Source organism: Marseilla massiliensis, from assembly GCF_016899855.1.
In the GTDB taxonomy this organism is placed as follows: domain Bacteria; phylum Bacteroidota; class Bacteroidia; order Bacteroidales; family Bacteroidaceae; genus Prevotella.
The window spans coordinates 1-23,638 of record NZ_JACJJG010000044.1 but is presented as its reverse complement, the minus strand read 5'-3'; the positions used below and the strand labels follow the sequence as shown (position 1 = coordinate 23,638).

The window sequence follows — 23,638 nt, the reverse complement described above, 5'->3', positions numbered from 1 at the left end:
GAAGCGTTATGTTCTTTATTTTGCGTATCATTGTTTTCTTTTACTTTGGTAGTTAAGGAGTTATGGAGTAAAGGAGTCAAGACAAATGCTTCGTTGAATGAATAATCAATGAATGGTTAATAATGAAAAATGAATAGTCAAATTTGCCTGTCAGGCAATGAACATTTCATCCTTAATTAGCTTAACGCTGACTTTCAGTTCTTCACTCTTCACTTAACAAGCCATTTGTCTTAACTCCTTTACTCCATAACTCCTTAACTACCAAAGTAAAAGAAAACAATGATACGCAAAATAAAGAACATAACGCTTCAGGTCCTTGCCGGAGCCAACGTCGTGACGGTTGCCACGATGTTGCTCATAGGCTATTCTGACCGGATAAATCCTGTGGAGCACTCGTTCTGGGCAAACGTCGGACTGGCTTTTCCCGTGTTCCTTGCCGTCAATGTATGCTTTATGTTCTTTTTCCTTTTTGTCAAGAAGAAATACGCGCTCATATCATTCGCCGGCCTCTTGGCCGGATATTCCCCCATACGTACTTACTGGCCGCTCAACATAAGCCGTGACGTGCCCGCCGGGGCAATTAAGGTCCTGTCGTACAACGTCCACGGTTTCGTGGCCGACAATCCTCCCGAAGACACGCCGAACCCGATACTCGACTATATCATCAACAGCGATGCCGACATCGTGTGCCTGCAGGAGGCGCGCCTCAATGACGCCATACTCGACGGCGTCAAGGGTGTGTACGACTATTGTGACTCGGTAATCCATCCCGGACGGGGTGACTGCCTGGTGCTGATGAGCAAGCACCCCATCCTCTCGAAAGACCGCATAGAGTACAAGTCGGGCGGCAACCTTAGCGCCGCCTTCGTCGTTAAGATAGGCGATGACACCGTTACCGTGGTGAACAACCACTTCGAGTCTACAGGCATATCCCTGGCCGACCGCGCCGGATTCAAGAAGATGGTAAAGGGCGACTCTAACAAGGACACCATCAAGGCAGAGTCGCGACGCCTGGCCGAAGCCCTCGGCAAGTCGGTAAGAATCCGCGCTCCGCAGGTTGACGCGGTGGCAAAATACGTGCGTGAGAGCAAGGGCAGCGTGATACTCTGCGGCGACTTCAACGACAGTCCGATATCCTACGCCCACCGTACCCTCGCCAAGTTGCTTACGGACTGTTACGTAGCCTCGGGCAACGGCCCCGGAATATCGTACCACCACAACGCCATCTACGTTAGGATAGACAACATAATGTGCTCGGAAGACTGGCGCCCGTACAAGTGCAAAGTGGACAGAAGCATCAGTTATTCAGACCATTACCCCATTTATTGCTGGCTCAAAAAGCACGTAAAGGGCGAAAATGACGGCCAAAATGAATAATAAAAGGCTTTAAATTTTTCAAAGTATGAATTTTTGTATATCTTTGCACGCTATAATGCCAGATAAGAAAAAACATTAAAAATAAACAATAAATAAAATGCAAAACAAAGGAATCGTAATTGTCTTATCCGTTCTTTTGACTCTTGCGAGCATCTTTTATCTTTCGTTCTCCGTGGCTACCAGCTATTACGACAGCCAGGCGGCGAAAATAAAGGATCCGGTAGCTCAGCAGGATTACAAGGACTCCGTGAAGTACCTCGGCATTTACTCGTACAAGAAATGTCTTGAGACACAAATCGGACTCGGCCTTGACCTTAAGGGCGGAATGAACGTTGTGCTCGAGATTTCCGTGCCCGACGTGGTGGACATGCTTGCCGACCACAAGACGGATGCCGCTTACCGCAAGTCGATGGAAGAGGCTATCAAGGAAGAGGAAACGAGCCAGAGTGACTTCATCTCGCTTTTCATCAAGCATTACCGCCAGAATGCGCCCGGACACAGGCTGGCTGAAGTATTCGCCACACAGCAGCTGAAAGGTAAAGTAAGCACGCAAAGCACCGACGCTGAGGTCGAAAGGGCATTGCGCGCCGAAGTGCAGACGGCTATCGAAAACTCGTATATCGTAGTGCGTAACCGTATCGACAAGTTCGGCGTAGTACAGCCGAACATACAGAAACTGGAAGGACAGGAAGGCCGAATAATGGTCGAAATGCCAGGTATCCGCGAGCCGGAGCGTATCCGTAAGCTCCTGCAGGGTAGCGCCAACCTCGAGTTCTGGGAGACATTCAACAGCGAGGAGGTTACTCCATACCTTGCGCAGCTCGACCAAATCGTCGCAAACGGCGGCGAGCAGGCTGACACTACAGCCGTTAAGGACACCGCAGCCGTAGCGCAGGAGACTGCCAAGGCCACAACCGCTAAACCTAAATTCCAGATAAACAAGGACGCTTCGGCTGCCGAGACCGCTGCCGCACAGGCTGACGCTCAGACCGAGCAGGCACACAAACTGCACCCGCTGCTCTCGCGCTTGCAGACAACTCCGCAGGGCTCTCTCAGCATTGTAGGCTACGCTCATGTCCGCGACACCGCTGCGATAGACAAAATCATCTATTCAGAGGCTGCCAAGCGTGTACTGCCTTCAGACCTGAAGCTGATGTGGAGCGCTAAACCTACCGACGGATTGTCGGCAAAGAACATCTTTGAGCTGCACGCCCTGAAGGTCACACAGAGCAACGGACGCGCTCCGCTCGAAGGAGACGTTATCACGGATGCACGTGACGAGTTCAACAGCGTTACCGGCCGTCCTACCGTAAACATGGAGATGAATTCTGACGGCGCGCGCCGTTGGGCTTCACTTACCAAGGCAAACGTAGGCCGTGCGATAGCTATCGTGCTCGACGGCTCTGTCTACAGCGCCCCGAGAGTTAACGGCGAGATATCTGGAGGAAGCTCTGAAATCAGCGGAAACTTCACTATCGAGGATACAAAAGACCTTGCCAACACACTCAAGTCCGGACGTATGCCGGCTCCGGCACGTATCGTACAGGAGGATGTCGTAGGTCCGTCACTCGGCGCGCAGTCAATCCAGCAGGGCTTGATCTCGTTCGTAATAGCCTTCATCATCCTCATGGCATACATGGTTATCCTGTATAACTTCATACCGGGTATGCTTGCCAACATGGCCCTTTTGTTCAATCTGTTCTTCACGTTGGGCATCATGAGCTCCTTCCAGACGGCCTTGACAATGCCGGGTATCGCCGGTTTGCTGTTGTCGTTGGGTATGGCCGTCGACGCTAACGTGCTTATCTACGAGCGTGCCAAGGAGGAGCTGGCCAAGGGACTGGCCGTTAAGTCGGCCATCAAGGCTGGTTACGAAAACGCGTTCTCTGCCATCTTCGACTCTAACTTGACGTCAATCATCACCGGTGTCATCCTTGCCGTGTTCGGCAGCGGCCCGATACGAGGCTTCGCCTTGACGCTCATCATCGGTATCTGCTGTTCGTTCTTCACCGCCATATACATGACACGTCTGGTCTACGACCACAAGATGAAGAAGGACAAGTGGCAGAACCTGACGTTCTCTACGCCCATCTCGCGCAAGATGCCTCAGAACACCAACTTCAACTTCATGGGCAACTACAAGCGCTCGTTCATCATTTGGGGTGCGCTTACCCTGATATTCATCATCAGCTTCATGTTCCGCGGCTTCAGCAAGAGTATCGACTTCACCGGCGGACGCAACTACGTAGTGAAGTTCGAGAAGGCTGTGCAGCCTGAGCAGATACGTGACGCGCTTGAAGGAGCGTTCGGCGAGTCTACATTCAGCGCTATCGCGTTGGGTGTTGACGGCAAGACAATACGTATAACGACCAACTACAAGATAGAGTCCAACAATCCGGCTACCGACGAGGAGGTTGAGAACATTCTCTTTACGTCGTTGAAGAAGGCTGGGTTCGTTACCCAGGACAGCTTTGACAAGTTCCGCAATCCTGACATACGCGAGGGCGGTTCTATCATCAGCAGCGCCAAGGTAGGACCTTCAGTGGCAAAGGATATAACGCGAAGTGCCGTAATCAGTGTCGTAATAGCCATCATCGCCATCTTCCTTTACATCCTGTTGCGTTTCCGCAACGTGGCGTTCTCGCTTGGCTCTACGCTCGCGCTTACGTTTGATACGATATTCGTGTTGGGTATGTACTCGCTGCTGTGGGGGCTCGTGCCAATGTCGCTTGAGGTCGACCAGACGTTCATCGGTTCAATCCTGACCGTCATCGGTTACTCAATCAACGACAAGGTGGTTGTGTTCGACCGTATCCGTGAGAACATGCACCTGTACGGCAAGCGTGACAGATGGACGTTGTTCAACGACTCTCTCAACCAGACGCTCGCACGTACGGTCAACACCGGTTCGGCTACTCTGCTCGTGTTGATTATCTGTTTCTTCTTTGCCGGCGAAAGTATCCGCAGCTTCTCGCTCGCGATGATTCTCGGTATCGTATTCGGAACGTTCTCGTCAATCTTCGTTGCGGCGCCGATAGCATACTTCACTCTCGGCCGTAAGGAGCGCAGCTTGGGCAACGCCGCTTTGGCAAAGTAAGCCGCGACAGAATAAACTTTATTACATATATACAGTGAAGGGGAAGGCATAACGCCTTCCCCTTTTGCTGTTTTATCGTGCGGCGGCAAGCCGTATGGTTGGCCTGTTGGGGTCGGCAGTTTTGCAGGAGGCGGCAAAACGCGTCGCAAAAGGTGGCATAACGCAGGGCGAAAGGCGACAAACGGAACTGCAAAAGGCCGTCTTCCGCAAATGGCTGGTGTACGCCTTGGCTTGGAGTTGGCGGCGCCCGTTGCCGTGCCTGCCGGCCGTCAGGACGGCCAAGGGCGGCATGTTGTGTGGAGTGACGGCCATAACCGATTTTTCATGTCTAAACACTCACTTTTCATTTAAAATTTTGTTCTTATGTATAAAAATATTACCTTTGCAAAAACTTAAGACTCTTAAGATAAAGAGAAGCTTCTGATTAATGAAAGAATTTCTGCAAGTATTGCGCCGTTTTGTGCCCCCGTACAAGAAGTACCTGGCGCTGTCGGTGATATTCAACATCCTTTCGGCGGTGTTGAACATATTTTCGTTCATGACAATAATGCCCATCTTGCAGATTCTCTTCAAGACGGGCGACGCTACTTCCGTGACCACGCTGGCGGCTTGGGACTGGGGCAATCTGAAGGAGTCGCTGACTAATTTCGGCGAATATTACGTCGGCCGGCTAATAGCCGAGTTCGGCCCGAGCTATACCCTGCTCGTCATAGGCCTGTTTCTCGCCTTCGCCACGTTCCTGAAGACGGGGGCCTACTTCCTTTCCTCGGCCACCATCATCCCCATACGCACGGGCGTGGTGCGTGACATCCGCAACCAGCTGTACCGCAAGATCACCTCGCTGCCGCTCGGTTTTTTCTCCGAGGAGCGCAAGGGCGACATCATAGCCCGCATGAGCGGCGACGTGCAGGAGATAGAAAGCTCCATCATGTCATCGCTCGACATGCTGTTCAAGAACCCCATACTCATCATCTTCTATTTCGCTACGCTGGTAATCATCAGCTGGCAGCTCACCCTCTTCACCCTCATCTTCGTGCCCCTTATGGGCTGGATTATGGGGATTGTCGGGCGTAAGCTCAAGCAGAAGTCCATCAAGGCGCAGTCATTGTGGAGCGACACGATGAGCCAGGTTGAGGAAACCCTCGGAGGGCTGCGCATAATCAAGGCCTTCTGCGCCGAGGAGAAGATGAACCGGCGCTTCGACAAGATAAATTCAGAGTACCGTGACAACATCCTCCGTGTCAACACACGCCAGCAGATGGCCCATCCCATGAGCGAGTTTCTCGGCACGCTGATGATTGTCATCGTGATGTGGTTCGGTGGAATGCTCGTGCTCGACGGCAAGGGGCTCAGCGGTCCCACGTTCATTTACTACATGGTTATTCTGTACAGCATAATCAACGCGCTCAAGGAGTTCTCCAAGGCCGGCTACAACATCCCCAAGGGACTGGCCTCTATGGAGCGCGTTGACAAGATACTGAAGGCCGAGAACGACATCAAGGAACGCCCAGACCCCGTCCACGTAAGCGGGTTCAACCACTCGATAGAGTTCCGCGACGTATCGTTCCGCTACGGAGAGAAGTGGGTGTTGCGCCACGTCAACCTCACCATAGAGAAAGGCAAGACCGTAGCCATCGTTGGGCAGAGCGGCGGCGGCAAGTCGACGCTCGTCGACCTCATACCCCGTTACTATGACGTGCAGGAGGGCGAGGTGCTCATCGACGGCGTCAACGTGAAGGACATGGCCATACACGACCTGCGCCAGCTTATCGGCAACGTCAACCAGGAGGCGATACTTTTCAACGACTCGTTCCGAGGCAACATCACCTTCGGCGTTGACAACGCCACGCAGCAGCAGATAGAGGCAGCGGCCAAGGTAGCCAACGCGCACGACTTCATCATGGAGACCGAGCACGGCTACGACACCAACATCGGCGACCGCGGCAGCCGCCTGTCCGGAGGACAGCGCCAGCGCGTCAGCATAGCGCGCGCCATACTCAAGAATCCGCCCATACTTATCCTTGACGAGGCAACGTCGGCGCTTGACACCGAGAGCGAGCGCCTTGTGCAACAGGCGCTCGAGCACCTGATGAAGACGCGCACCACCGTGGCAATCGCCCACCGCCTGTCAACCATACGTAATGCCGACGAGATATGCGTCGTACATGAAGGCGAGATAGTTGAGCGCGGCACGCATGACGAACTGCTCGCCATGGACGGCTATTACAAGAAGCTGAACGACATGCAGAAAACGTGATATTCAGTAGACAGGTAGACAAGTCTACAAGTCGACGAGGAGATGTGCGCAAGTATGGCACGCCCCGTTGCTGGGCCGCCAGTGCGTCGCTTGTCAACCGGACAGCTTGTCAACCCGTTGGCTTAAAAGAAGGAAAATGAAATTTCTACAAGTCATCACATACGCGGCATTATACCTTGTGTCGCTACTTCCGTACAAGGCGCTTTACGTCTTGTCAGACTTGATGTACCTCATCATACACCGTGTTGCGCGCTATCGTATAGCCATCGTACGCAACAATCTCTCAACGTCGTTTCCCGAAAAGTCGCAGGAAGAACTCCGCGACATAGAAAAAGGTTTCTACCGCTGGCTCTGCGACTACTTCGTCGAGACGGTAAAGCTCATGACCGTGTCCCGCAAGGAGCTGCTGCGCCACGTTGAGTTCCGCAATACCGAGGAGATAGAGGCCAGCTTCGACCGCGGCCAGACGTGTGCCGGCATATTGGGGCATTACGGTAATTGGGAACTGCTTTCGGCCACGGGGCTTATGTTCAAGCGGCACACTGAGGCCGTAGTGGGTCTTATCTACAAGCCGCAACGCAACAAGATGTTCGACCGTCTTTTCATAAAGATGCGCCAGAGCATGGGCGGCGTGTGCGTACCCAAGCAGGACATACTGCGTTATCTCGTCTCCTTCCGTCGTCAGAACCTCATGAACATCTTTGGCTACATAGCCGACCAGGCCCCCCGCTACCAGAATATCCACCTGTGGCTGCCCTTCCTCAATCACGACACTCCCGTGTTTACTGGGGCCGAAAGACTGATGAGAAAGATGGGCAACACCGTGTTCTACATCGACGTAGAGCGTCCCCGCCGCGGCAAGTACATATACACGTTCAAGCTGATGACCGCCGACCCTGCGTCGCTGCCTGAATTCGAGATAACCCGCCGCTACTTCGCCATGCTCGAGCAGACCATCCGCCGCGAGCCCCGCTACTATCTCTGGAGCCACAACCGCTGGAAGCGCACACACGAGGAGTTTGACCGCCTGTACAAGATAGAGAACGGCCACGTGGTGGAGAAGTAACAATATGATACGGTAAGGAAGGAGGGATATTAAGGCGGAATAACCTTCCGCCGGTTTTTAACAGTAATAACGACATGATAATAGGATACGACGCCAAGCGCATAGCCTACAACAACACGGGCCTTGGCAGTTATGGCCGCACTCTGGTAAACGACATTGCCGAGGCTGTACAACCGGGCACAATGCTCAACCTCTACACTCCCGGCACGGGCGACGACGCCTTGCGCCGCCAGATAAAACCACGGACGAACGTAAGGTACGTATATCCTGACAACGGTATTGGCGGCCTGTCGCGTGCCACGTGGCGCACGTTCGGCATAGTGAAAGACCTCGTACGCGATGGCGTGCGCTTGTATCACGGCCTGTCGGGCGAGCTGCCCGTAGGCATTAAGGATACGGGCATAAAGACTGTCGTCACCATGCACGATGTCATCTTCATGCGCCATCCCGAATGGTACGGCTGGTTAGACCGGAAGATATACGCCTGGAAATTCCGCAAGACGTGCCGGGAGGCCGACCGGATAATAGCCATCAGCGAGTGTACAAAGCGCGATGTAATGCTCTACGGCGACGTTCCCGCCGAGAAGATTGACGTTATCTACCAAAGCTGCGGCACCCGCTACAAGCTGCGCGAGGGCGAGAAGAAGCTGCAGGAGGTGCACACCGCCTACATGCTGCCCGAACGTTATGTGGTAAGCGTGGGCACGATAGAAGAGCGCAAGAACATCATACTGGCTGTGAAGGCCATGCGCCTGCTGCCCGACGAGATAAGCCTCGTAGTCGTGGGCAGGCCGTCAAAATACGCCGAACGCGTAAAACACTTTGTCGAGGCAAACGGACTTAGCCGACGAGTGAGGTTCCTGCACAACGTGCCTGCCGACGACCTGCCAGCCATATACCAGATGGCAGAGGCGTGCGTCTACCCCTCACGTTACGAAGGCTTCGGCCTGCCCGTGATAGAGGGCATACAGAGCGGTCTGCCCGTAGTGGCCTGCACAGGCAGCTGTCTTGAAGAGGCGGGCGGCAACGCCACGATATACGTTGACCCGGACGACGTTTACGGCATGGCCGACGCCATAAAGCAAAGCCTTAAGGGCATGCCCGGGCGTGATGAGCGCATAGCTACCGGCATGCAATACATCAGCCGGTTCGAAAACGCCGACGTAGCCCGCCAGGTGATTCAGGTGTACTCACGCCTGCTCGGTGCCGACCTCTGAAAAGGGCAGACACGACCGTCAACGTAACTACCTGTAATCCAGCATGTTGCAAAAGGCTGTCTTTCGCCTTGCAATTTACGGCCTTTTACACTGCAAAATACGGCCTTTCACGTGACGGAAGACGGCATTCCGCAAAACAGGCGGCTGCCGTCCGCACGCGACGGTACGGCAACATACATTTTAAACAACATCAAGAGCGAAGACAATGACCGAAAAGAACGACAACAACCGGCAGCTTTTCTCCATCCTGATACCGACGTGGAACAACCTTGAGTTCCTCAAAGTATGCGTGGACAGCATACGGAAGAACTCGACGTACAGCCATCAGATTATCATACACGTCAACGACGGCAGCGACGGCACGCGGCAATGGGTGGCCGAGCAGGGGCTCGACTATACCGCCACCGACGGCAACGTAGGCGTATGCCTGGCCATGAACATGATGCGCAGTAAGGTAAAGACCGACTACATCCTGTTCATCAACGACGACATGTACGCCCTGCCCGGATGGGATGCGGCACTTTACGACGAGATAAAGCGCCAGCCGGACAACCGCTTCTTCCTGTCGGCCACAACCATACAGCCGCATACGCCCAACAAGGCGGTAATCAACGCCGACTACGGCGACACGATACAGACATTCCGTGAGGCCGACCTTCTGAGGGAATACATGAGCTACGAAGCCCCTGACTGGCTTGGCTCTACCCTCCCGCCGAACATCGTCCATCGCGACATTTGGGATCTCGTGGGCGGTTACAGCGTAGAGCTGTCGCCCGGAATGTACAGCGACCCTGACTTCACGGCCAAGCTATGGCTGTGCGGCATACGGCGGATGAAGGGCGTGTCGGCAAGCCGCGTGTACCACTTCGAGACCAAGTCGACCACTCGCATACGCAAGAACATGGGCCAGATGCAGTTCCTGCTTAAGTGGGGAATGACCAACGGCACCTTCCGCCGCCTCTTCACCCACAACGGCTCGCCGTACAGCGAGACCTTGGCAGCAGCTATGCCCACGAAGGCAAAGCTGCGTGGCGAACTGATACGCTGCCGCATGAAGGCCCTCTACTGGCTGATGACCAAGGACTTCGGCCCCGCATGGAAGGCTTGGGAGAAATTTTAACAACACCAACTACCTTGAAACAATGATATTAGGAGTACTTCTACCCCACACTAAACTGTACGGCGGAGTGAAACGATTTCTCGAACTGGGCAACATCTTCGTAGCGAAAGGCCACAGGTTTATCGTCTTCACTCCTGACGGACAAGGCCCTACATGGTTCGACTACAAGGGCGAGATGAGCACATTCAGCCGCATCGGCGACACCGAGCTTGACGCCCTGTGGACCACCACGCCTGAGATGATGCCTATGGTCAAGGCCTCGAAGGCCCGCCACAAGATATTCTACCACGTAAGGAAACGCGAGAGGATAAAACACCTGATGGCCGACAAGGACGTGGAGGTGTTTGCCTGCTCGTCGAACATTTACGAATATGACCTCAGTAAATACGGACGTAAGACGTTCAAGGCCGTAGGCGGAGTGACCGTAGCCAACTATAAGCCCAAGCAGAGCTACGAGGTCAAGGGCCGACCGTTCGTCGTTATGGCCTACGGCCGCATAGTGGAGCGCGTAAAGGGTACCCACTACGTCGTCAGCGCCTGCGAGAAGCTATACCGCCAAGGCTACGACATAAAGCTGCTTCTGTATGATACGCCGGTAAGCGAGACGGCCGCGCAGAAGCTGAGAGACTTCAAGTGCAAGTGCCCGCTGGAGTTTGTTATCGGTCATCCGTTCAACCGCAACTCCGAACTTTTCAACCGTGCCGACTGCTTCGTGTCGGCCGAGAACCCCCATTACTCGGGCTGGAATAACTCCGTGGCCGAGGCCATGGCCTGCGCCCTGCCTGTAATAACGTCGAAGGCGGGCACGCTCGACCTCGTTGAAGACGGTGTGAACGCCATACGCTCGGCACGCTGGCGCTTCTGTTTCGCCAAGCATATAAAGGAGCTTTACGCCGATGAGGAGCTGCGTCGGCGCCTCGGCACGGCGGCGAGGGAGAGCATTAAGCGCTTCGACTGGGCCAATGTAGCCGAAAACATACTTGAATATCTAAAAAAACAAGACATATAGCATGAAGATACTCGTAACGGGAGCCGCCGGTTTTATCGGCAGCCGATGTGCCGAACTGCTGGCACAGAGGGGCGACGAGGTAGTAGGTCTTGACAACATCAACGACTATTACTCGCCCGCCTTGAAGTGTGCCCGCCTCAAGAGAGCTGGCATTGACGTAACGCCAGACATGCCGATGGGCAGCCACAAGCAAAGCTCTAAGTGGCCCAACTACACCTTCCTGCGCACCGACATCGAGGATAAAGGCGCCATAGACCTGCTTTTCGGCATGACAAAGTTCGACAAGATACTGCATCTCGCGGCGCAGGCCGGCGTGAGATACTCCATAGCCAACCCCTACGCCTACATGCACAGCAACTACATCGGATTCCTGAATATCCTCGAGTGCTGCCGCAACTTCGGAGTGGAGCACCTCGTCTACGCCTCGTCAAGCTCGGTTTACGGCCTAAACTCGAAAGTGCCGTTCAGCGAGGATGATGTCGTTATTAGCCCCGTAAGCCTTTACGCGGCGAGCAAGAAGAGCAACGAACTGATGGCCCACGCCTACTGCAAACTGTACGGAACGGCATGCACCGGTTTGCGTTACTTTACTGTATACGGACCCGCCGGCCGTCCCGACATGGCCCCAATGCTGTTTGCCGAGGCCATAATGCAGGGCAAGCCAATCAAGGTTTTCAACCACGGCGACATGATGCGCGACTTCACGTACATCGACGATATCGCAAACGGCACGCTGATGGTGCTCGACAGCAAGCCTGATCCGGCCCGCAACCCTAACAACCTGCCCTACCGCATATACAACATCGGCCTGGGCAGCCCCGTAAACCTCATGGACTTCATCGGCGAACTGGAGAACGGCCTCGGCCGGAATGCCGAAAAGATACTGCTGCCAATGCAGCCCGGCGATGTAAGCCGCACCTGGGCAGACACCACGAGGCTCGAGACCGAGATAGGATACAAGCCTCGCGTCACGCTGAAAGAAGGCATACGCGAGTTCGTAAAGTGGTTTAACGAATACCACGGACTATGAAAATAGTCATAAACGGCGCTTACAGGCAATGTGAAAACTTTATACGCATGGTGCCGGAAAAGTTTGACGGAGGCGGCACTCTGCTACACTCAGGCCGCAACACGGTAAAATCGTTCACTGTCGACGGTACCGAGCTTATAGTGAAACGATACAAACGGCCAAACATAATACAGCGCATCGCCTACACGTTTTTCAAAAAGAGCAAGGCCGAACGTGCCTATCTGTACGCCGCCGAGCTGCGCAAGAGGGGGCTCAAAACGCCGCATGAGGCCGCATTTATCGAGATAAAGGACGGTGGCCTGCTCTCTGACAGCTACTTCATATCGGCCGCGTGTCACCTGCCGGCGCTCACCACGCCCCTGCAACGCCCTGGATTCGACACCGCCCTGGCCGACAAGCTGGCCGCATACCTTGCAAAAATGCATGAGCACGGCGTGCTGCACGGCGACACCAACCTCGGCAACATACTTTACGAGACCGGCGCCGACGGCACCGTAACGTTCTGGCTGATTGACACCAACCGCTCAAAGTTCCACCATCCGTCATACAATGAGTGCATTGAAAATCTGAAACGCCTTACCCACTACAAGCCTCTGCTCGACTATGTAATAAGGCAATACGCCACATGCCGCGGGTTTAACCCTGATAAGGCCTCGGCCGACATAATACGTAAAATCGAGAAATTCGAGCACGACAAGGACGTGAGGCACAAGATAAAGAAACGCTTTACAAAACGATGATACCAAAGAAAATACACTACTGCTGGCTAAGCGGCGACCCGTTGCCCCGCAATATCAGGAAATGCATCGATACATGGAGGCGCATTATGCCCGACTACGAGCTGAAGCTATGGGACACTAAAGCCTTCGACATAACGTCGGTGCCATTCGTGGAGGAGGCCTGCCGTAAGCGCAAGTGGGCCTTCGCTGCCGACTACATACGCATGTATGCCCTCTATACGGAGGGTGGAATATATCTTGACTCTGACGTCAAGGTGACCAAAAGGTTTGACGACCTGCTCGGCTTCAGTTTCATGTCATCACTTGAATACCACCCTACGCAGGCCGATAAGGACGGAGCGTGGGACATGATTGACGCCGATGGCCACCGCATAAAAGACGGATTCGTGTCAGGAATAATGATACAGGCCGCCGTGATGGGCGCCGAAGCCGGCTGTCCGTTCGTCAAGGACGTGCTCGACTGGTACGGACAACAGAGCTTCATCAATCCTGACGGCTCGCTATCAATCAAGGTCGTGTCGCCGATGATATACGCCCGGATAGCCGAAAAATACGGTTTTGTATATAAAGACGTAGACCAAGACCTCAGCGGAAACATAAAGATATACGCCTCGAGCATGTTCGCCGGCAACAAGCATGAGGTTACACCGCGCACACGGGCAATACATCTGTGTGCCCACAGCTGGACACCTACGGCATGGGAAAAGTTCAACCGCTGGCTGAAAAACCATGGCTTGAAGAGCAGAAATGCCTGAAAACAATATATTAAACTCGTGAATTGTCACATATTCTGCCACGATACTAATGAAAACATACGATTACCTTATAGTAGGTTCGGGGCTTTTCGGCTCGGTATTCGCCCACGAAGCAAAGAATGCTGGCAAGCGCTGTCTTGTCATAGACAGGCGCAAGCATGCCGGAGGGAACCTTTACTGTGAAAACATTGACGGCATAAACGTGCACGAATACGGTGCGCACATCTTCCATACGGACAACCGCGAGGTGTGGCAATACGTCAACTCGCTCGTAGAGTTCAACCGCTACACCAACTCTCCGATAGCCAACTACCGCGGCAAACTGTACAACCTGCCGTTCAACATGAATACGTTTTACCAGCTGTGGGGCGTCCATACGCCCGCAGAAGCTGAGGAGAAGCTGGCCGAACAACGGGCTGAGTACGCCAATATAGAGTGCCCCGCTAACTTCGAGGAGCAGGCTTTGAAACTTTGCGGACACGACATTTACGAGACGCTGATAAAGGGATATACCGAGAAACAGTGGGGACGGCCCGCCCGAGAGCTGCCCGCCGAGATAATAAAGCGCGTGCCCGTAAGGCTGACTTTCGACAACAATTACTTCAACGACCCGTATCAGGGCATACCCACGGGCGGATATAACCGCCTGATTGACGCTCTGCTGAGCGGCGTGGAGGTGCGTCTTGACACCGATTACTTTGCCAACCGTGCCGAACTTGACGGCCTGGCAAACGTTACGGTGTTCACCGGAATGATAGACAAATACTTCGACTACCGCTGCGGAAGGCTTGAATACCGCAGCCTGAGGTTTGACACTAAGAGGCTCGATACCCCTAACTTCCAGGGCAACGCGGTAGTAAACTATACCTCGGCGGACGTTCCCTACACCCGCGTAATCGAGCATAAGCATTTTGAATACGGCACTCAGCCAACCACGGTCGTGACGTATGAGTATCCCGATACATGGAACGAGGATAAAGAGCCTTACTATCCAATCAACGACAAGCGCAATAACGCCGTAGCAAATGAATATAAACGGATGGCCGAGGCGCAAGGTAACGTACTTTTCGGCGGCCGTCTCGGGCAGTACGCCTACTTCGATATGGACGACACCATAGCCGAAGCTTTAAGGCTGTTTCGGCAGAATATAATGTAGGAATTACCTGAAATCAAGGAAAAGGAGGTATTATGAAATGCTTAATTTCTCTAATCATCGCGGTGCTTACGCTGGCCTCTTGCGCTACGGCGGACAAGGTGGCGCGTGACGAAAGGCGGCGCGAGAAGGCCGGGATGGTGGCCGAGAGTATCGAGTCGGGCCGTTACAGGGTTGGCATAAGGACGGCTTACCCCATACGCGGGGCGGCCGTACAGGTGACGGGCGACTACGGACTGGAGGTAAGCGGCGACAGTGTTACGGTATATCTGCCGTACTTCGGGCGCGGCTATACTCTGCCTTACGGCGGCGGAAAGGGGCTTAACTTCAAGGCGTTGACGACTGAATATGACGTAAGGAAGATGAAGCGTGGGAGGACGCGCGTTGAGTTCAGCACCCGCAACGACGAGGATACTTACCGTTTCACGGTAGACGTTTTCGACAACGGCCAGGTCTCGATTGACGTGCAGCCGCAGCAGCGCTCGCGTATCAGCTACAGCGGCGAGCTGGAATGACTTTGCCTACGTCAGCGGCCGCGGCGTAGCTTAGCGCCGGCGGGATAAAAGAAAGGCGGACAGGATTCGTAAGATTCCTGTCCGCCTTCATTATTTATGAAATAAATGATTATTTCAGCTTGGTGTATCCGTAGCGTGCTGTGTCGCCGAGCTCCTCCTCGATGCGGATGAGCTGGTTGTACTTAGCCATACGGTCGGTGCGGCTCATTGAACCGGTCTTGATCTGGCCTGAGTTGGTAGCTACCGCGATGTCTGCGATAGTGGTGTCCTCGGTCTCGCCAGAGCGGTGAGATGTAACGGTTGTGTAGCCGTGGCGGTGAGCCATCTCGATTGCGTCGAGGGTCTCGGTGAGCGAACCGATCTGGTTAACCTTGATCAGGATAGAGTTAGCTGCACCCATCTTGATACCCTTCTCGAGGAACTTAACGTTGGTAACGAACAGGTCGTCGCCTACCAGCTGGCAGCGGTCGCCGATGGCAGCGGTCAGCTTAACCCAGTTGTCCCAGTCGTTCTCGTCGAGTCCGTCCTCGATAGAGTCGATAGGATATTTGGTGATGAGCTCCTCGAGGTACTTGATCTGCTCCTCTGCGGTGAGCTTCTTGCCGTTAGGATCCTTCTTCTTTCCGTCCTTCAGCTGGCGGTAGTCATAGTACCACTCGCCGTTCTCGCATACTGCGAACTCGCTGGCTGCGCAGTCCATAGCGATCTTTACGTCCTTGCCCGGCTCGTAACCTGCGTCCTTGATAGCCTGGCAGATGCTCTCGAGAGCGTCCTCGATGCCGTCAAGTGCGGGAGCGAAACCGCCCTCGTCGCCTACTGCGGTAGAGAGTCCGCGCTTCTTCAACAGCTTAGCGAGAGCGTGGAATACCTCTGCGCCCATGCGGATAGCTTCCTTCTCGTTGGGAGCGCCTACGGGACGAATCATGAACTCCTGGAATGCGATAGGCGCGTCAGAGTGAGCGCCGCCGTTGATGATGTTCATCATCGGAACGGGCATTGTGTATGAGTTGCAGCCGCCGATATAGCGGTAGAGGGGCATGCCGAGAGCCTTGGCAGCAGCCTGTGCGGTAGCCAGAGACACGCCGAGGATGGCGTTGGCGCCGAGCTTGCTCTTTGTGGGAGTTCCGTCGAGAGCCAGCATCTTATAGTCGATAGCGCGCTGGTCGAAGACGCAGTCGCCCTTCAATGCCGGCGCGATGATGTTGTTGACGTTATCCACGGCCTTGAGTACACCCTTGCCAAGGTAGCGGTTCTTGTCGCCGTCGCGAAGCTCGAGGGCTTCGTTCTCGCCTGTAGACGCTCCTGACGGAACGGCTGCGCGGCCCATGACGCCGTTTTCGAGGGTTACTTCTACTTCAACCGTGGGGTTGCCTCTTGAGTCGAGGATTTCTCTTGCATGCACTTTTTCAATCTTCATAATTACCTTAAGTTTAAAAGAGTCGTAATTTATGTTTTCTCGATTTTGCCCGCAAAGTTACAGTAAAATCGGGAAAAAAGGAAACAATCCGCCGCCTTATTTCGGGCTATTTAATTTTTATTAATATATAAATAAGGTTATAAGGTTATGCGGTTTTGGGGTTATGCGGCCGTGCGGTTATGCGGTTTTGGGGTTGTCCGGTTTTTGGGGTAGGGGGTTGATGGGCGTGGTTTCGGTGGAGGTCTTGTAAGTCGTTGACAGCCAGAGGGTTTGCAAAAGGCCGTCTTTCGCGTTGCAATATGCCGTCAATTGCGTTGCAAAAGACAGCCTTTTGGAAGACGAAAGATGGCGTATTACAGCGCGGCACACCTGCGTGGACAGAGGACGCGAATATGGAGTCGCGGTTTATTCACGGCAAAGACATGAAGGAAAGCGCGCAACAATTATCATTAAAAAACTTCGTCTTTTTCTTGCCATTGCGCTCATCTTTAACTATCTTTGCATATAGGATGAAGCGTGATAAAATCATAGAACGCATCAAGAACTTGGCTATGTCGACATTACCGGCCGGCAGTTCTTTGTTCCTTTACGGTTCGCAAGCTCGTGGAGACGCCCGTATAGGTTCAGACTGGGACTTGCTTATCTTATTGGACAAGCCTAAACTCGAGGCCGGTGACTATGGCGTGGCGTATCCTTTCCGTGAATTGGGATGGGAGATTGGCGAGGAAATAAACCCTTCTGTCTATACAAGGCAACAATGGGCCTCGTGGTCGTTCCTGCCTTACAACAAGAATGTGGAACGTGATAAAATCGTATTGAAGGGATAAGTCATATTTTTACTGTCCCTGAAAAATCAGTTAAATACCCCGTTTTATTTTGCCGTTAATTATAAATGGCGTAACTTTGCAACCCATTTATAATTAAGCAAAGAAATATGTCATATTTGTTTTCTTCAGAATCAGTGTCGGAAGGACATCCCGACAAGGTATCCGACCAGATTTCGGACGCCATACTTGACCAGTTCCTGGCCTACGACGCCGACGCGAGGGTAGCCGTGGAGACATTGGTTACCACCGGACAGGTTGTCATTGCGGGCGAGGTGCGCAGCAGCGAGTACATCGACTTGCAGACCATCGCGCGCAGGACTATCAAGAAGATAGGCTATACCAAGTCGGAATACCAGTTTGACGGCGACTCGTGCGGCATTCTGAACGCCATCCACGAGCAGAGCGACGACATCAACCGCGGCGTCGACAACGGCACCGTAGAGGACCAGGGCGCCGGCGACCAGGGCATGATGTTCGGCTACGCATGCAACGAGACGGAGAACTATATGCCCGTTACGCTCGACCTGGCGCACCTCATCATGCGCACGCTGGCCGACATACGCAAGGAAGGAAAGCAAATGACCTACCTCAGGCCGGACTCCAAGAGCCAGGTTACCGTGGAGTACTCTGACGACGGAGTGCCACAGCGCATAACGACAATCGTGGTTTCTACGCAGCACGACGAGTTCGACACGGACGACGCGCGCATGCTGGCGCGCATCGAGGACGACGTCAAGCACATACTCATACCCCGTGTAAAGGAGCAGATTCATTCGGAGAAGGTGCTCGCGCTGTTCAACGACGACATAACTTACTTGGTCAATCCTACGGGCAAGTTCGTTATCGGCGGCCCCAACGGCGACACCGGACTGACAGGCCGCAAGATAATCGTTGACACCTACGGAGGCAAGGGCGCACACGGCGGAGGCGCCTTCTCGGGCAAGGACTCGAGCAAGGTTGACCGCTCGGCAGCTTACGCCGCGCGCCATATCGCCAAGAACATGGTGGCAGCGGGAGTGGCCGACGAGATGCTCGTGCAGGTAAGCTACGCCATCGGCAAGGCCGAGCCCGTAAGCATTTACGTCAACACCTACGGCAAGAGCCACGTCGATATGACCGACGGCGAGATTGCTTCAAAGATTTCACGGATGTTCGACCTCAGGCCGAAGGCCATCGAACGCGAGCTGAAACTGCGCCAGCCGATGTATCTCGAGACCGCCGCCTACGGCCACATGGGCCGCAGGAACGAGGTCGTAAGCAAGACCTTCACCAGCCGTTACCACGAGAAGAAGACCATCGACGTTGAGCTGTTCACATGGGAAAAGCTCGACATGGTTGACGAGATACGCAAGGAGCTGAAAATCAAGAACTAAGATTAAGAGTGAGGAATCCGATGGCTTATAAGGCCTATTAGTCCTATTAGACCCATCAGCCTTATCCGGCTTATCAGCCTGATTAGGCCTGTCCGGCCTATAAAACAACTACCATGGCAGTCAATCAAGCTGACTCTACAACCGTAACGGGGGCAGCGGCGCAGGCTGAAGCGGCGCCCGCCGCCGGATACCGGGGCAAGGCCCGCACGCCATACGAGGTGCTGAAGCAGTTGCCCGAGGACGCTACGCCCGAGCAGCAGGACTCTGCGATACAGGCCAACTTCCATGTGGTGAACACCCACCTTAGCACCCGTCCCGACACGCTCACGCTGCCGGGGCAGGAGAAGTGGACACGCCCGGGCGAGGTAGTGCAGCCCGAGGCATACATCGACAGGTTCTTCCGTAACGACTCCACCTTCCGTCCGGAGATAGGCAACAGCCGCAGCGGCATAGCCGGCGACCCTGTGCCATATACCATACAGGGCGACAATACGCTTACGGCGCTGCTCATAGGATGTTTCATCATAGCCATGCTGGCGTTCGCCAATACACGGCGCTTCATCACGATACAGGCAAAACAGTTCTTCCGCGGCACCAAGAACATATCGTCCGACTATTCGGAAACCTCGGCCGAGGTGCGCTCACAGTCGTTCTTCGTGTTGCTGACATGCCTGCTTTTCGCCATAATATCGTTCATTTATACCCTTGAGAACGTTGCCGACACGTTCATCCTGTCGTCACAGTACCAGCTCGTGGCGGTGTTTTTCGGCATATACGTAGCCTACTTCGGCTTCAGGCTGCTGGTATATTGGGCCGTCAACAGCGTGTTCTTCGGCAGCCGCAAGAGCGTTAAGTGGCTCAAGTCGCTGCTCTTCGCCACGTCGATGGAGGGCGTGGCGCTATTCCCCCTTGTGCTGCTCGTGTCGTATTTTGACCTTTCAATGCAAAAAGCCATAATTTATGTCTTTTTTGTCATTGCTTTGGTTAAAATGTCTTTGCTTTACAAGAGTTTTATAGTGTTTTTCAAACATAAAGCCTTTTTTTTGCAGATAATTTTGTACTTTTGTGCCCTTGAAATAATGCCCTTGCTCGCGTTGTGGGGCGTATTGGTAAACGTAGTAGATTATTTGAAAATAAACTTTTAGTGAATTGACAGATGGTAAGAAAAATCTTAGTGTCACAACCGAAACCCAGCAGTGACAAGTCACCTTATTTCGAGATGGAGAAAGAGTATGGCGTAGAATTGGTCTTCCGTCCGTTTATAAAAGTAGAAGGGCTGTCCTCAAAAGAGTTCCGCCAACAGAAAATCAGTATTCTCAACTACTCTGCCGTAGTGTTTACGTCGCGTCATGCCATAGATAATTACTTCAACCTGGCAAAGGAGATGAGGCTTGAAATACCGGAGACGATGAAATATTTTTGCGTTACGGAGACAATAGCCCTCTATATCCAGAAATACGTGCAGTACAGGAAGCGCAAGGTGTTCTTCGGCAAGACGGGAAAGATAGACGACCTGCTGCCTACTATGGTGAAGCACAAGGGCGAGAGGTACCTCGTTCCGATGAGCGACGTTCACGACGATACGGTTAAGAAACTGCTTGACTCAAAGAAGCTGACCCATGCCGAGTGCGTAATGTACCGTACGGTGAGCAACGATTTCACCGAGGAAGAGGTAAAGACCTTCGATTACGACATGTGCATATTCTTCAGCCCGTCGGGAATCAACGCCTTCAAGAATACTTTTGGCGACACGATGAACGGCAAGGTGGTAGTCGGCACGTTCGGCCCCGCTACGGCAAAGGCCGCCCACGACGCCGGACTTGAGGTGAAGGTTGAGGCTCCTACCCAGCAATTCCCGTCAATGACGAGCGCCCTTAACGAGTTCCTGAAGAAAAACAAGTAACAATATATGTATGCCCGGACACGGCACCATGACATTCCGCAAGGATGAACGGCTGTGTGGCAAGAAAGACATCGACAGCCTGTTCACAAGAGGCGGAAGCCGCTCAATGTCGGCGTTCCCCCTCCGTTTGGTCTATGCCATGTCCCATGCCGACGGCTGCAAGCCCGGTGCACGGATGCTGGTGAGCGTGCCGAAGCGTTGCTTTAAGCGCGCGGTGAAGCGCAACAGGGTAAAAAGACAAGTGCGCGAGGCCTATCGGAAGAATAAGGACGTCATTTACAGGCGTCTTGACGCACAGTGCGGCATTGAGCTGAAGATGGCTTTCATTTGGCTTGACGACAAGCTGTGGAATACAGCCGAGGTGGAAACCCGCGTGGCCAACCTGCTGCAACGCATAGCCGAAAAGCTTGACAAGCAGAATGAAACGTGTCCTTAAAGCACTGTCGGAAGCCATCGTTTGGCTGTTGTGCCTTCCGATATTGTTTTACCAGAAGTGCATATCACCGTTTACCCCGCCCTCATGCCGGTTTACGCCTACATGCTCTGAATACGCCAAGCAGGCGTTGAAAAAGCACGGGCCGGTCAAGGGTCTTGCCCTTGCGATATGGAGGATATTACGTTGCAACCCGTGGGGCGGGAGCGGATACGACCCCGTTCCGTAGGAAGTTAATAATTAAGAGTTAAGAATTAAGAAACCCGTGGCGGTGCGTCTTATCGGTCTTATCAGGTCCATTAGACCCATCCGTCCTATCACAAAATAATAAATTAAAGTATCTCATTCGATGAACAAAAACTTTGTTGAAGAACTTAAATGGCGAGGTATGCTGAGCCAAATCATGCCCGGAACCGAGGAACTACTCATGAAAGAGCAGGTAACGGCTTATCTCGGCACTGATCCTACTGCTGATTCGCTCCACATCGGTCACCTCTGTGGCGTGATGATGTTGCGTCACCTGCAGCGTTGCGGCCACAAACCGCTGGCCCTCGTCGGCGGAGCTACCGGCATGATAGGCGACCCATCGGGCAAAAGCCTCGAGCGTAACCTGCTCGACGAAGACACACTGCGCCACAACCAGGAGTGCATTAAAAAGCAGCTGGCCAAGTTCCTCGACTTTGAAAGCGACGCGCCTAACCGTGCCGAGCTTGTCAACAACTACGACTGGATGAAGGATATGGGCTTCCTCCAGTTCGCCCGTGAGGTTGGAAAGCACATCACCGTGAACTACATGATGGCTAAGGAGAGCGTTCAGCAGCGCCTGAACGGCGAAGCCCGCGACGGCCTTTCGTTTACTGAGTTCACATACCAGCTGCTCCAAGGCTATGACTTCCTCTACCTCTACCAGCATAAGGGGTGCAAACTCCAGATGGGAGGAAACGACCAGTGGGGCAACATGACTACCGGAACGGAGCTTATCCGCCGCACTCTCGGAGGCGAGGCTGAGGCTTTCGCCCTGACATGTCCGCTGATAACGAAAGCTGACGGAAAGAAATTCGGCAAGACGGAGACGGGCAACATCTGGCTCGATCCCAAGCGCACGTCGCCCTATAAGTTCTATCAGTTCTGGCTGAATGTGAGCGATGACGATGCCGAACGTTACATCAAGATATTCACGAGCCTTGACAAAGAAACGATAGACGCCCTCGTTGAGGAACACAGGCAAGACCCCGGCCGCCGCACATTGCAGCGCCGCCTGGCCGAAGAGGTTACCGTAATGGTACACTCTCGTGAGGCTCTTGACGCCGCGATAGAGGCATCAAACATCCTCTTCGGCAAGTCTACCAAGGAAAGTCTGCTGAAACTCGACGAACAGACGCTTCTTGACATATTCGAAGGCGTACCCCAATACGAGATTGGGCGCGACCAGTTGGGCCAGCCCGCGGTAGAAATATTCACCCAGGCTGCGGCAGTATTTGCCAGCAAGGGCGAGATGCGCAAGCTCGTTCAGGGCGGAGGCGTATCGCTGAACAAGGAGAAACTTACCGCATTCGACCGCCAGGTAACAGCCGACGACCTTATAGACGGAAAGTATCTTTTGGTGCAGCGAGGCAAGAAAAACTATTATTTGGTAATCGTAAAAGACTAAAAAGTAGTGAAAAATTTTGGTAGTGGCGTAAAAAACCACTACCTTTGCACCCGTGATTGTCCAATGGTGTAATGGTAGCACAACAGGTTTTGGTTCTGTTTGTAGTGGTTCGAATCCGCTTTGGACAACATGATTGAGCAACGAAGCCCCGCATTGCGCCGAGCAATGCGGGGCTTCCTGTTTTGCAAAAGATGCCCTTCGGCGATGCAAAATGGCACCTTCCGCGCGATGAAAGATGCCCTCCCGCCACACGAAAGGATACCTTTAAATTATTACTAAGTTTTGACACCGCAAGTTATGAAATTATAAATTTTCCAATTCAAATATGTACCATTTTTATTCAAGCAATTAATTAATTTATTTGTTATTTTTTGATATTGGATTATTTTACTAATTTTGCAATAACATTAGTGTCCCGTTAAAATGAGACGAGTTAAACAATTAATCAAATAGCCCCGGAATAATGGGATTATTTAGATCTTTGACATCATTGAAATTAGTCTTGTCGAACAGGTCACGCAAGTAGGTTTTGTCTGTCAATGATATGCTGAGAATTTGCAAAACTTCATAGGTTGAGCGTTTCAACTTCATATCATGTTGGACAATAGCCACAAGACAGTATGTGATAATAGCCACACTGATTTGTATGCGGACGGCGTTCTCTGTTGTGCCCCAGAATTTCTTTATCTTGAGGTGCT

General features: G+C 53.2%; 20 protein-coding genes, 1 tRNA gene and 1 pseudogene. 20 read left to right on the top strand and 2 right to left on the bottom strand.

Annotated features, from left to right (window positions below):
• Window positions 1–279 precede the first annotated feature (279 nt).
• The 12 genes from H6A34_RS08770 (at window position 280) to H6A34_RS08715 (ending at window position 15,336) form a co-directional block, all read left to right on the top strand.
• On the top strand, window positions 280–1,377 hold the full coding sequence (locus H6A34_RS08770) for an endonuclease/exonuclease/phosphatase family protein (RefSeq protein ID WP_205104955.1): 1,098 nt from the start codon (window positions 280–282) through the stop codon (window positions 1,375–1,377).
• A 97-nt stretch (window positions 1,378–1,474) separates the two neighbouring features.
• A complete protein-coding gene (gene secDF, locus H6A34_RS08765) occupies window positions 1,475–4,474 on the top strand; it encodes a protein translocase subunit SecDF (protein WP_021947234.1) in 3,000 nt (999 codons plus the stop codon).
• A 427-nt stretch (window positions 4,475–4,901) separates the two neighbouring features.
• A complete protein-coding gene (locus H6A34_RS08760; RefSeq protein WP_205104953.1) occupies window positions 4,902–6,731 on the top strand; it encodes an ABC transporter ATP-binding protein in 1,830 nt (609 codons plus the stop codon).
• Window positions 6,732–6,867: 136 nt separating this feature from the next.
• Entirely contained in the window at window positions 6,868–7,797 is a 930-nt protein-coding gene (locus H6A34_RS08755; protein WP_205104951.1) for a lysophospholipid acyltransferase family protein, read from the top strand.
• A gap of 74 nt (window positions 7,798–7,871) precedes the next feature.
• Entirely contained in the window at window positions 7,872–9,014 is a 1,143-nt protein-coding gene (locus H6A34_RS08750) for a glycosyltransferase family 4 protein (protein ID WP_205104949.1), read from the top strand.
• A 205-nt stretch (window positions 9,015–9,219) separates the two neighbouring features.
• Entirely contained in the window at window positions 9,220–10,134 is a 915-nt protein-coding gene (locus H6A34_RS08745; RefSeq protein ID WP_021948517.1) for a glycosyltransferase family 2 protein, read from the top strand.
• 22 nt (window positions 10,135–10,156) lie between these two features.
• The gene (locus tag H6A34_RS08740) at window positions 10,157–11,143 is read left to right on the top strand and encodes a glycosyltransferase family 4 protein (RefSeq protein WP_205104947.1); all 987 of its coding nucleotides are present in this window, start codon (window positions 10,157–10,159) and stop codon (window positions 11,141–11,143) included.
• A 1-nt stretch (window position 11,144) separates the two neighbouring features.
• Window positions 11,145–12,173, top strand: coding sequence for an NAD-dependent epimerase/dehydratase family protein (locus H6A34_RS08735; RefSeq protein ID WP_205104945.1), 1,029 nt, complete (start codon window positions 11,145–11,147; stop codon window positions 12,171–12,173).
• Window positions 12,170–12,913 carry a lipopolysaccharide kinase InaA family protein gene (locus H6A34_RS08730; protein ID WP_205104943.1) on the top strand — a complete coding sequence of 248 codons (744 nt, stop codon included), beginning with the start codon at window positions 12,170–12,172 and terminating at the stop codon, window positions 12,911–12,913. Before H6A34_RS08735 ends, H6A34_RS08730 begins: the two co-directional genes overlap by 4 nt.
• The gene (locus H6A34_RS08725) at window positions 12,910–13,668 is read left to right on the top strand and encodes a glycosyltransferase family 32 protein (protein WP_205104941.1); all 759 of its coding nucleotides are present in this window, start codon (window positions 12,910–12,912) and stop codon (window positions 13,666–13,668) included. The genes H6A34_RS08730 and H6A34_RS08725 overlap by 4 nt, the downstream gene beginning before the upstream one ends.
• Window positions 13,669–13,717: 49 nt before the next feature.
• On the top strand, window positions 13,718–14,824 hold the full coding sequence (gene glf, locus H6A34_RS08720; RefSeq protein ID WP_205104939.1) for a UDP-galactopyranose mutase: 1,107 nt from the start codon (window positions 13,718–13,720) through the stop codon (window positions 14,822–14,824).
• 32 nt (window positions 14,825–14,856) lie between these two features.
• Window positions 14,857–15,336: a DUF4251 domain-containing protein gene (locus tag H6A34_RS08715; protein ID WP_205104937.1), complete on the top strand. Its 480-nt coding sequence runs from the start codon at window positions 14,857–14,859 to the stop codon at window positions 15,334–15,336.
• A gap of 109 nt (window positions 15,337–15,445) precedes the next feature.
• Here the strand turns inward: H6A34_RS08715 and eno are convergent, their stop codons facing one another.
• The gene (eno, locus tag H6A34_RS08710) at window positions 15,446–16,753 is read right to left on the bottom strand and encodes a phosphopyruvate hydratase (RefSeq protein WP_205104935.1); all 1,308 of its coding nucleotides are present in this window, start codon (window positions 16,751–16,753) and stop codon (window positions 15,446–15,448) included.
• 509 nt (window positions 16,754–17,262) lie between these two features.
• On the opposite strand from eno, the gene H6A34_RS08705 reads away from it, so the two are divergent.
• The 8 genes from H6A34_RS08705 (at window position 17,263) to H6A34_RS08670 (ending at window position 23,068) form a co-directional block, all read left to right on the top strand.
• A complete protein-coding gene (locus H6A34_RS08705) occupies window positions 17,263–17,580 on the top strand; it encodes a nucleotidyltransferase domain-containing protein (protein ID WP_205104933.1) in 318 nt (105 codons plus the stop codon).
• Window positions 17,581–17,687: 107 nt separating this feature from the next.
• On the top strand, window positions 17,688–18,953 hold the full coding sequence (gene metK, locus H6A34_RS08700) for a methionine adenosyltransferase (protein ID WP_205104931.1): 1,266 nt from the start codon (window positions 17,688–17,690) through the stop codon (window positions 18,951–18,953).
• Between the two features lie 113 nt (window positions 18,954–19,066).
• Entirely contained in the window at window positions 19,067–20,098 is a 1,032-nt protein-coding gene (locus H6A34_RS08695; protein WP_021949409.1) for a DUF4271 domain-containing protein, read from the top strand.
• A gap of 11 nt (window positions 20,099–20,109) precedes the next feature.
• A complete protein-coding gene (locus H6A34_RS08690; RefSeq protein WP_205104929.1) occupies window positions 20,110–20,856 on the top strand; it encodes a uroporphyrinogen-III synthase in 747 nt (248 codons plus the stop codon).
• Window positions 20,857–20,866: 10 nt separating this feature from the next.
• Complete coding sequence (gene rnpA / locus H6A34_RS08685) at window positions 20,867–21,292, top strand: ribonuclease P protein component (RefSeq protein ID WP_021949406.1); 426 nt, start codon at window positions 20,867–20,869, stop codon at window positions 21,290–21,292.
• The gene (gene yidD, locus H6A34_RS08680; protein WP_021949405.1) at window positions 21,276–21,518 is read left to right on the top strand and encodes a membrane protein insertion efficiency factor YidD; all 243 of its coding nucleotides are present in this window, start codon (window positions 21,276–21,278) and stop codon (window positions 21,516–21,518) included. Before rnpA ends, yidD begins: the two co-directional genes overlap by 17 nt.
• Before the next feature lie 120 nt (window positions 21,519–21,638).
• Window positions 21,639–22,940, top strand: coding sequence for a tyrosine--tRNA ligase (gene tyrS / locus H6A34_RS08675; RefSeq protein ID WP_205104926.1), 1,302 nt, complete (start codon window positions 21,639–21,641; stop codon window positions 22,938–22,940).
• 57 nt (window positions 22,941–22,997) lie between these two features.
• A tRNA-Gln gene (locus H6A34_RS08670) sits at window positions 22,998–23,068 on the top strand.
• Between the two features lie 313 nt (window positions 23,069–23,381).
• Here H6A34_RS08670 and H6A34_RS08665 read toward each other — a convergent pair.
• Window positions 23,382–23,638, bottom strand: a pseudogene (locus tag H6A34_RS08665) (IS4 family transposase); the annotation flags it as partial.

What these genes read in the sequence shown, in the direction of transcription:
- H6A34_RS08690 (WP_205104929.1), top strand. Translation starts at nt 20,110, where the DNA reads ATGGTAAGAAAAATCTTAGTGTCACAACCGAAACCCAGCAGTGACAAG.
- H6A34_RS08740 (WP_205104947.1), top strand. Translation starts at nt 10,157, where the DNA reads ATGATATTAGGAGTACTTCTACCCCACACTAAACTGTACGGCGGAGTG.
- yidD (WP_021949405.1), top strand. Translation starts at nt 21,276, where the DNA reads ATGAAACGTGTCCTTAAAGCACTGTCGGAAGCCATCGTTTGGCTGTTG.
- H6A34_RS08705 (WP_205104933.1), top strand. Translation starts at nt 17,263, where the DNA reads ATGAAGCGTGATAAAATCATAGAACGCATCAAGAACTTGGCTATGTCG.
- H6A34_RS08745 (WP_021948517.1), top strand. Translation starts at nt 9,220, where the DNA reads ATGACCGAAAAGAACGACAACAACCGGCAGCTTTTCTCCATCCTGATA.
- H6A34_RS08715 (WP_205104937.1), top strand. Translation starts at nt 14,857, where the DNA reads ATGAAATGCTTAATTTCTCTAATCATCGCGGTGCTTACGCTGGCCTCT.
- rnpA (WP_021949406.1), top strand. Translation starts at nt 20,867, where the DNA reads ATGCCCGGACACGGCACCATGACATTCCGCAAGGATGAACGGCTGTGT.
- secDF (WP_021947234.1), top strand. Translation starts at nt 1,475, where the DNA reads ATGCAAAACAAAGGAATCGTAATTGTCTTATCCGTTCTTTTGACTCTT.
- tyrS (WP_205104926.1), top strand. Translation starts at nt 21,639, where the DNA reads ATGAACAAAAACTTTGTTGAAGAACTTAAATGGCGAGGTATGCTGAGC.
- H6A34_RS08730 (WP_205104943.1), top strand. Translation starts at nt 12,170, where the DNA reads ATGAAAATAGTCATAAACGGCGCTTACAGGCAATGTGAAAACTTTATA.
- H6A34_RS08760 (WP_205104953.1), top strand. Translation starts at nt 4,902, where the DNA reads ATGAAAGAATTTCTGCAAGTATTGCGCCGTTTTGTGCCCCCGTACAAG.
- H6A34_RS08755 (WP_205104951.1), top strand. Translation starts at nt 6,868, where the DNA reads ATGAAATTTCTACAAGTCATCACATACGCGGCATTATACCTTGTGTCG.
- H6A34_RS08750 (WP_205104949.1), top strand. Translation starts at nt 7,872, where the DNA reads ATGATAATAGGATACGACGCCAAGCGCATAGCCTACAACAACACGGGC.
- metK (WP_205104931.1), top strand. Translation starts at nt 17,688, where the DNA reads ATGTCATATTTGTTTTCTTCAGAATCAGTGTCGGAAGGACATCCCGAC.
- glf (WP_205104939.1), top strand. Translation starts at nt 13,718, where the DNA reads ATGAAAACATACGATTACCTTATAGTAGGTTCGGGGCTTTTCGGCTCG.
- H6A34_RS08695 (WP_021949409.1), top strand. Translation starts at nt 19,067, where the DNA reads ATGGCAGTCAATCAAGCTGACTCTACAACCGTAACGGGGGCAGCGGCG.
- H6A34_RS08770 (WP_205104955.1), top strand. Translation starts at nt 280, where the DNA reads ATGATACGCAAAATAAAGAACATAACGCTTCAGGTCCTTGCCGGAGCC.
- H6A34_RS08725 (WP_205104941.1), top strand. Translation starts at nt 12,910, where the DNA reads ATGATACCAAAGAAAATACACTACTGCTGGCTAAGCGGCGACCCGTTG.
- H6A34_RS08735 (WP_205104945.1), top strand. Translation starts at nt 11,145, where the DNA reads ATGAAGATACTCGTAACGGGAGCCGCCGGTTTTATCGGCAGCCGATGT.
- eno (WP_205104935.1), bottom strand. Translation starts at nt 16,753, where the DNA reads ATGAAGATTGAAAAAGTGCATGCAAGAGAAATCCTCGACTCAAGAGGC.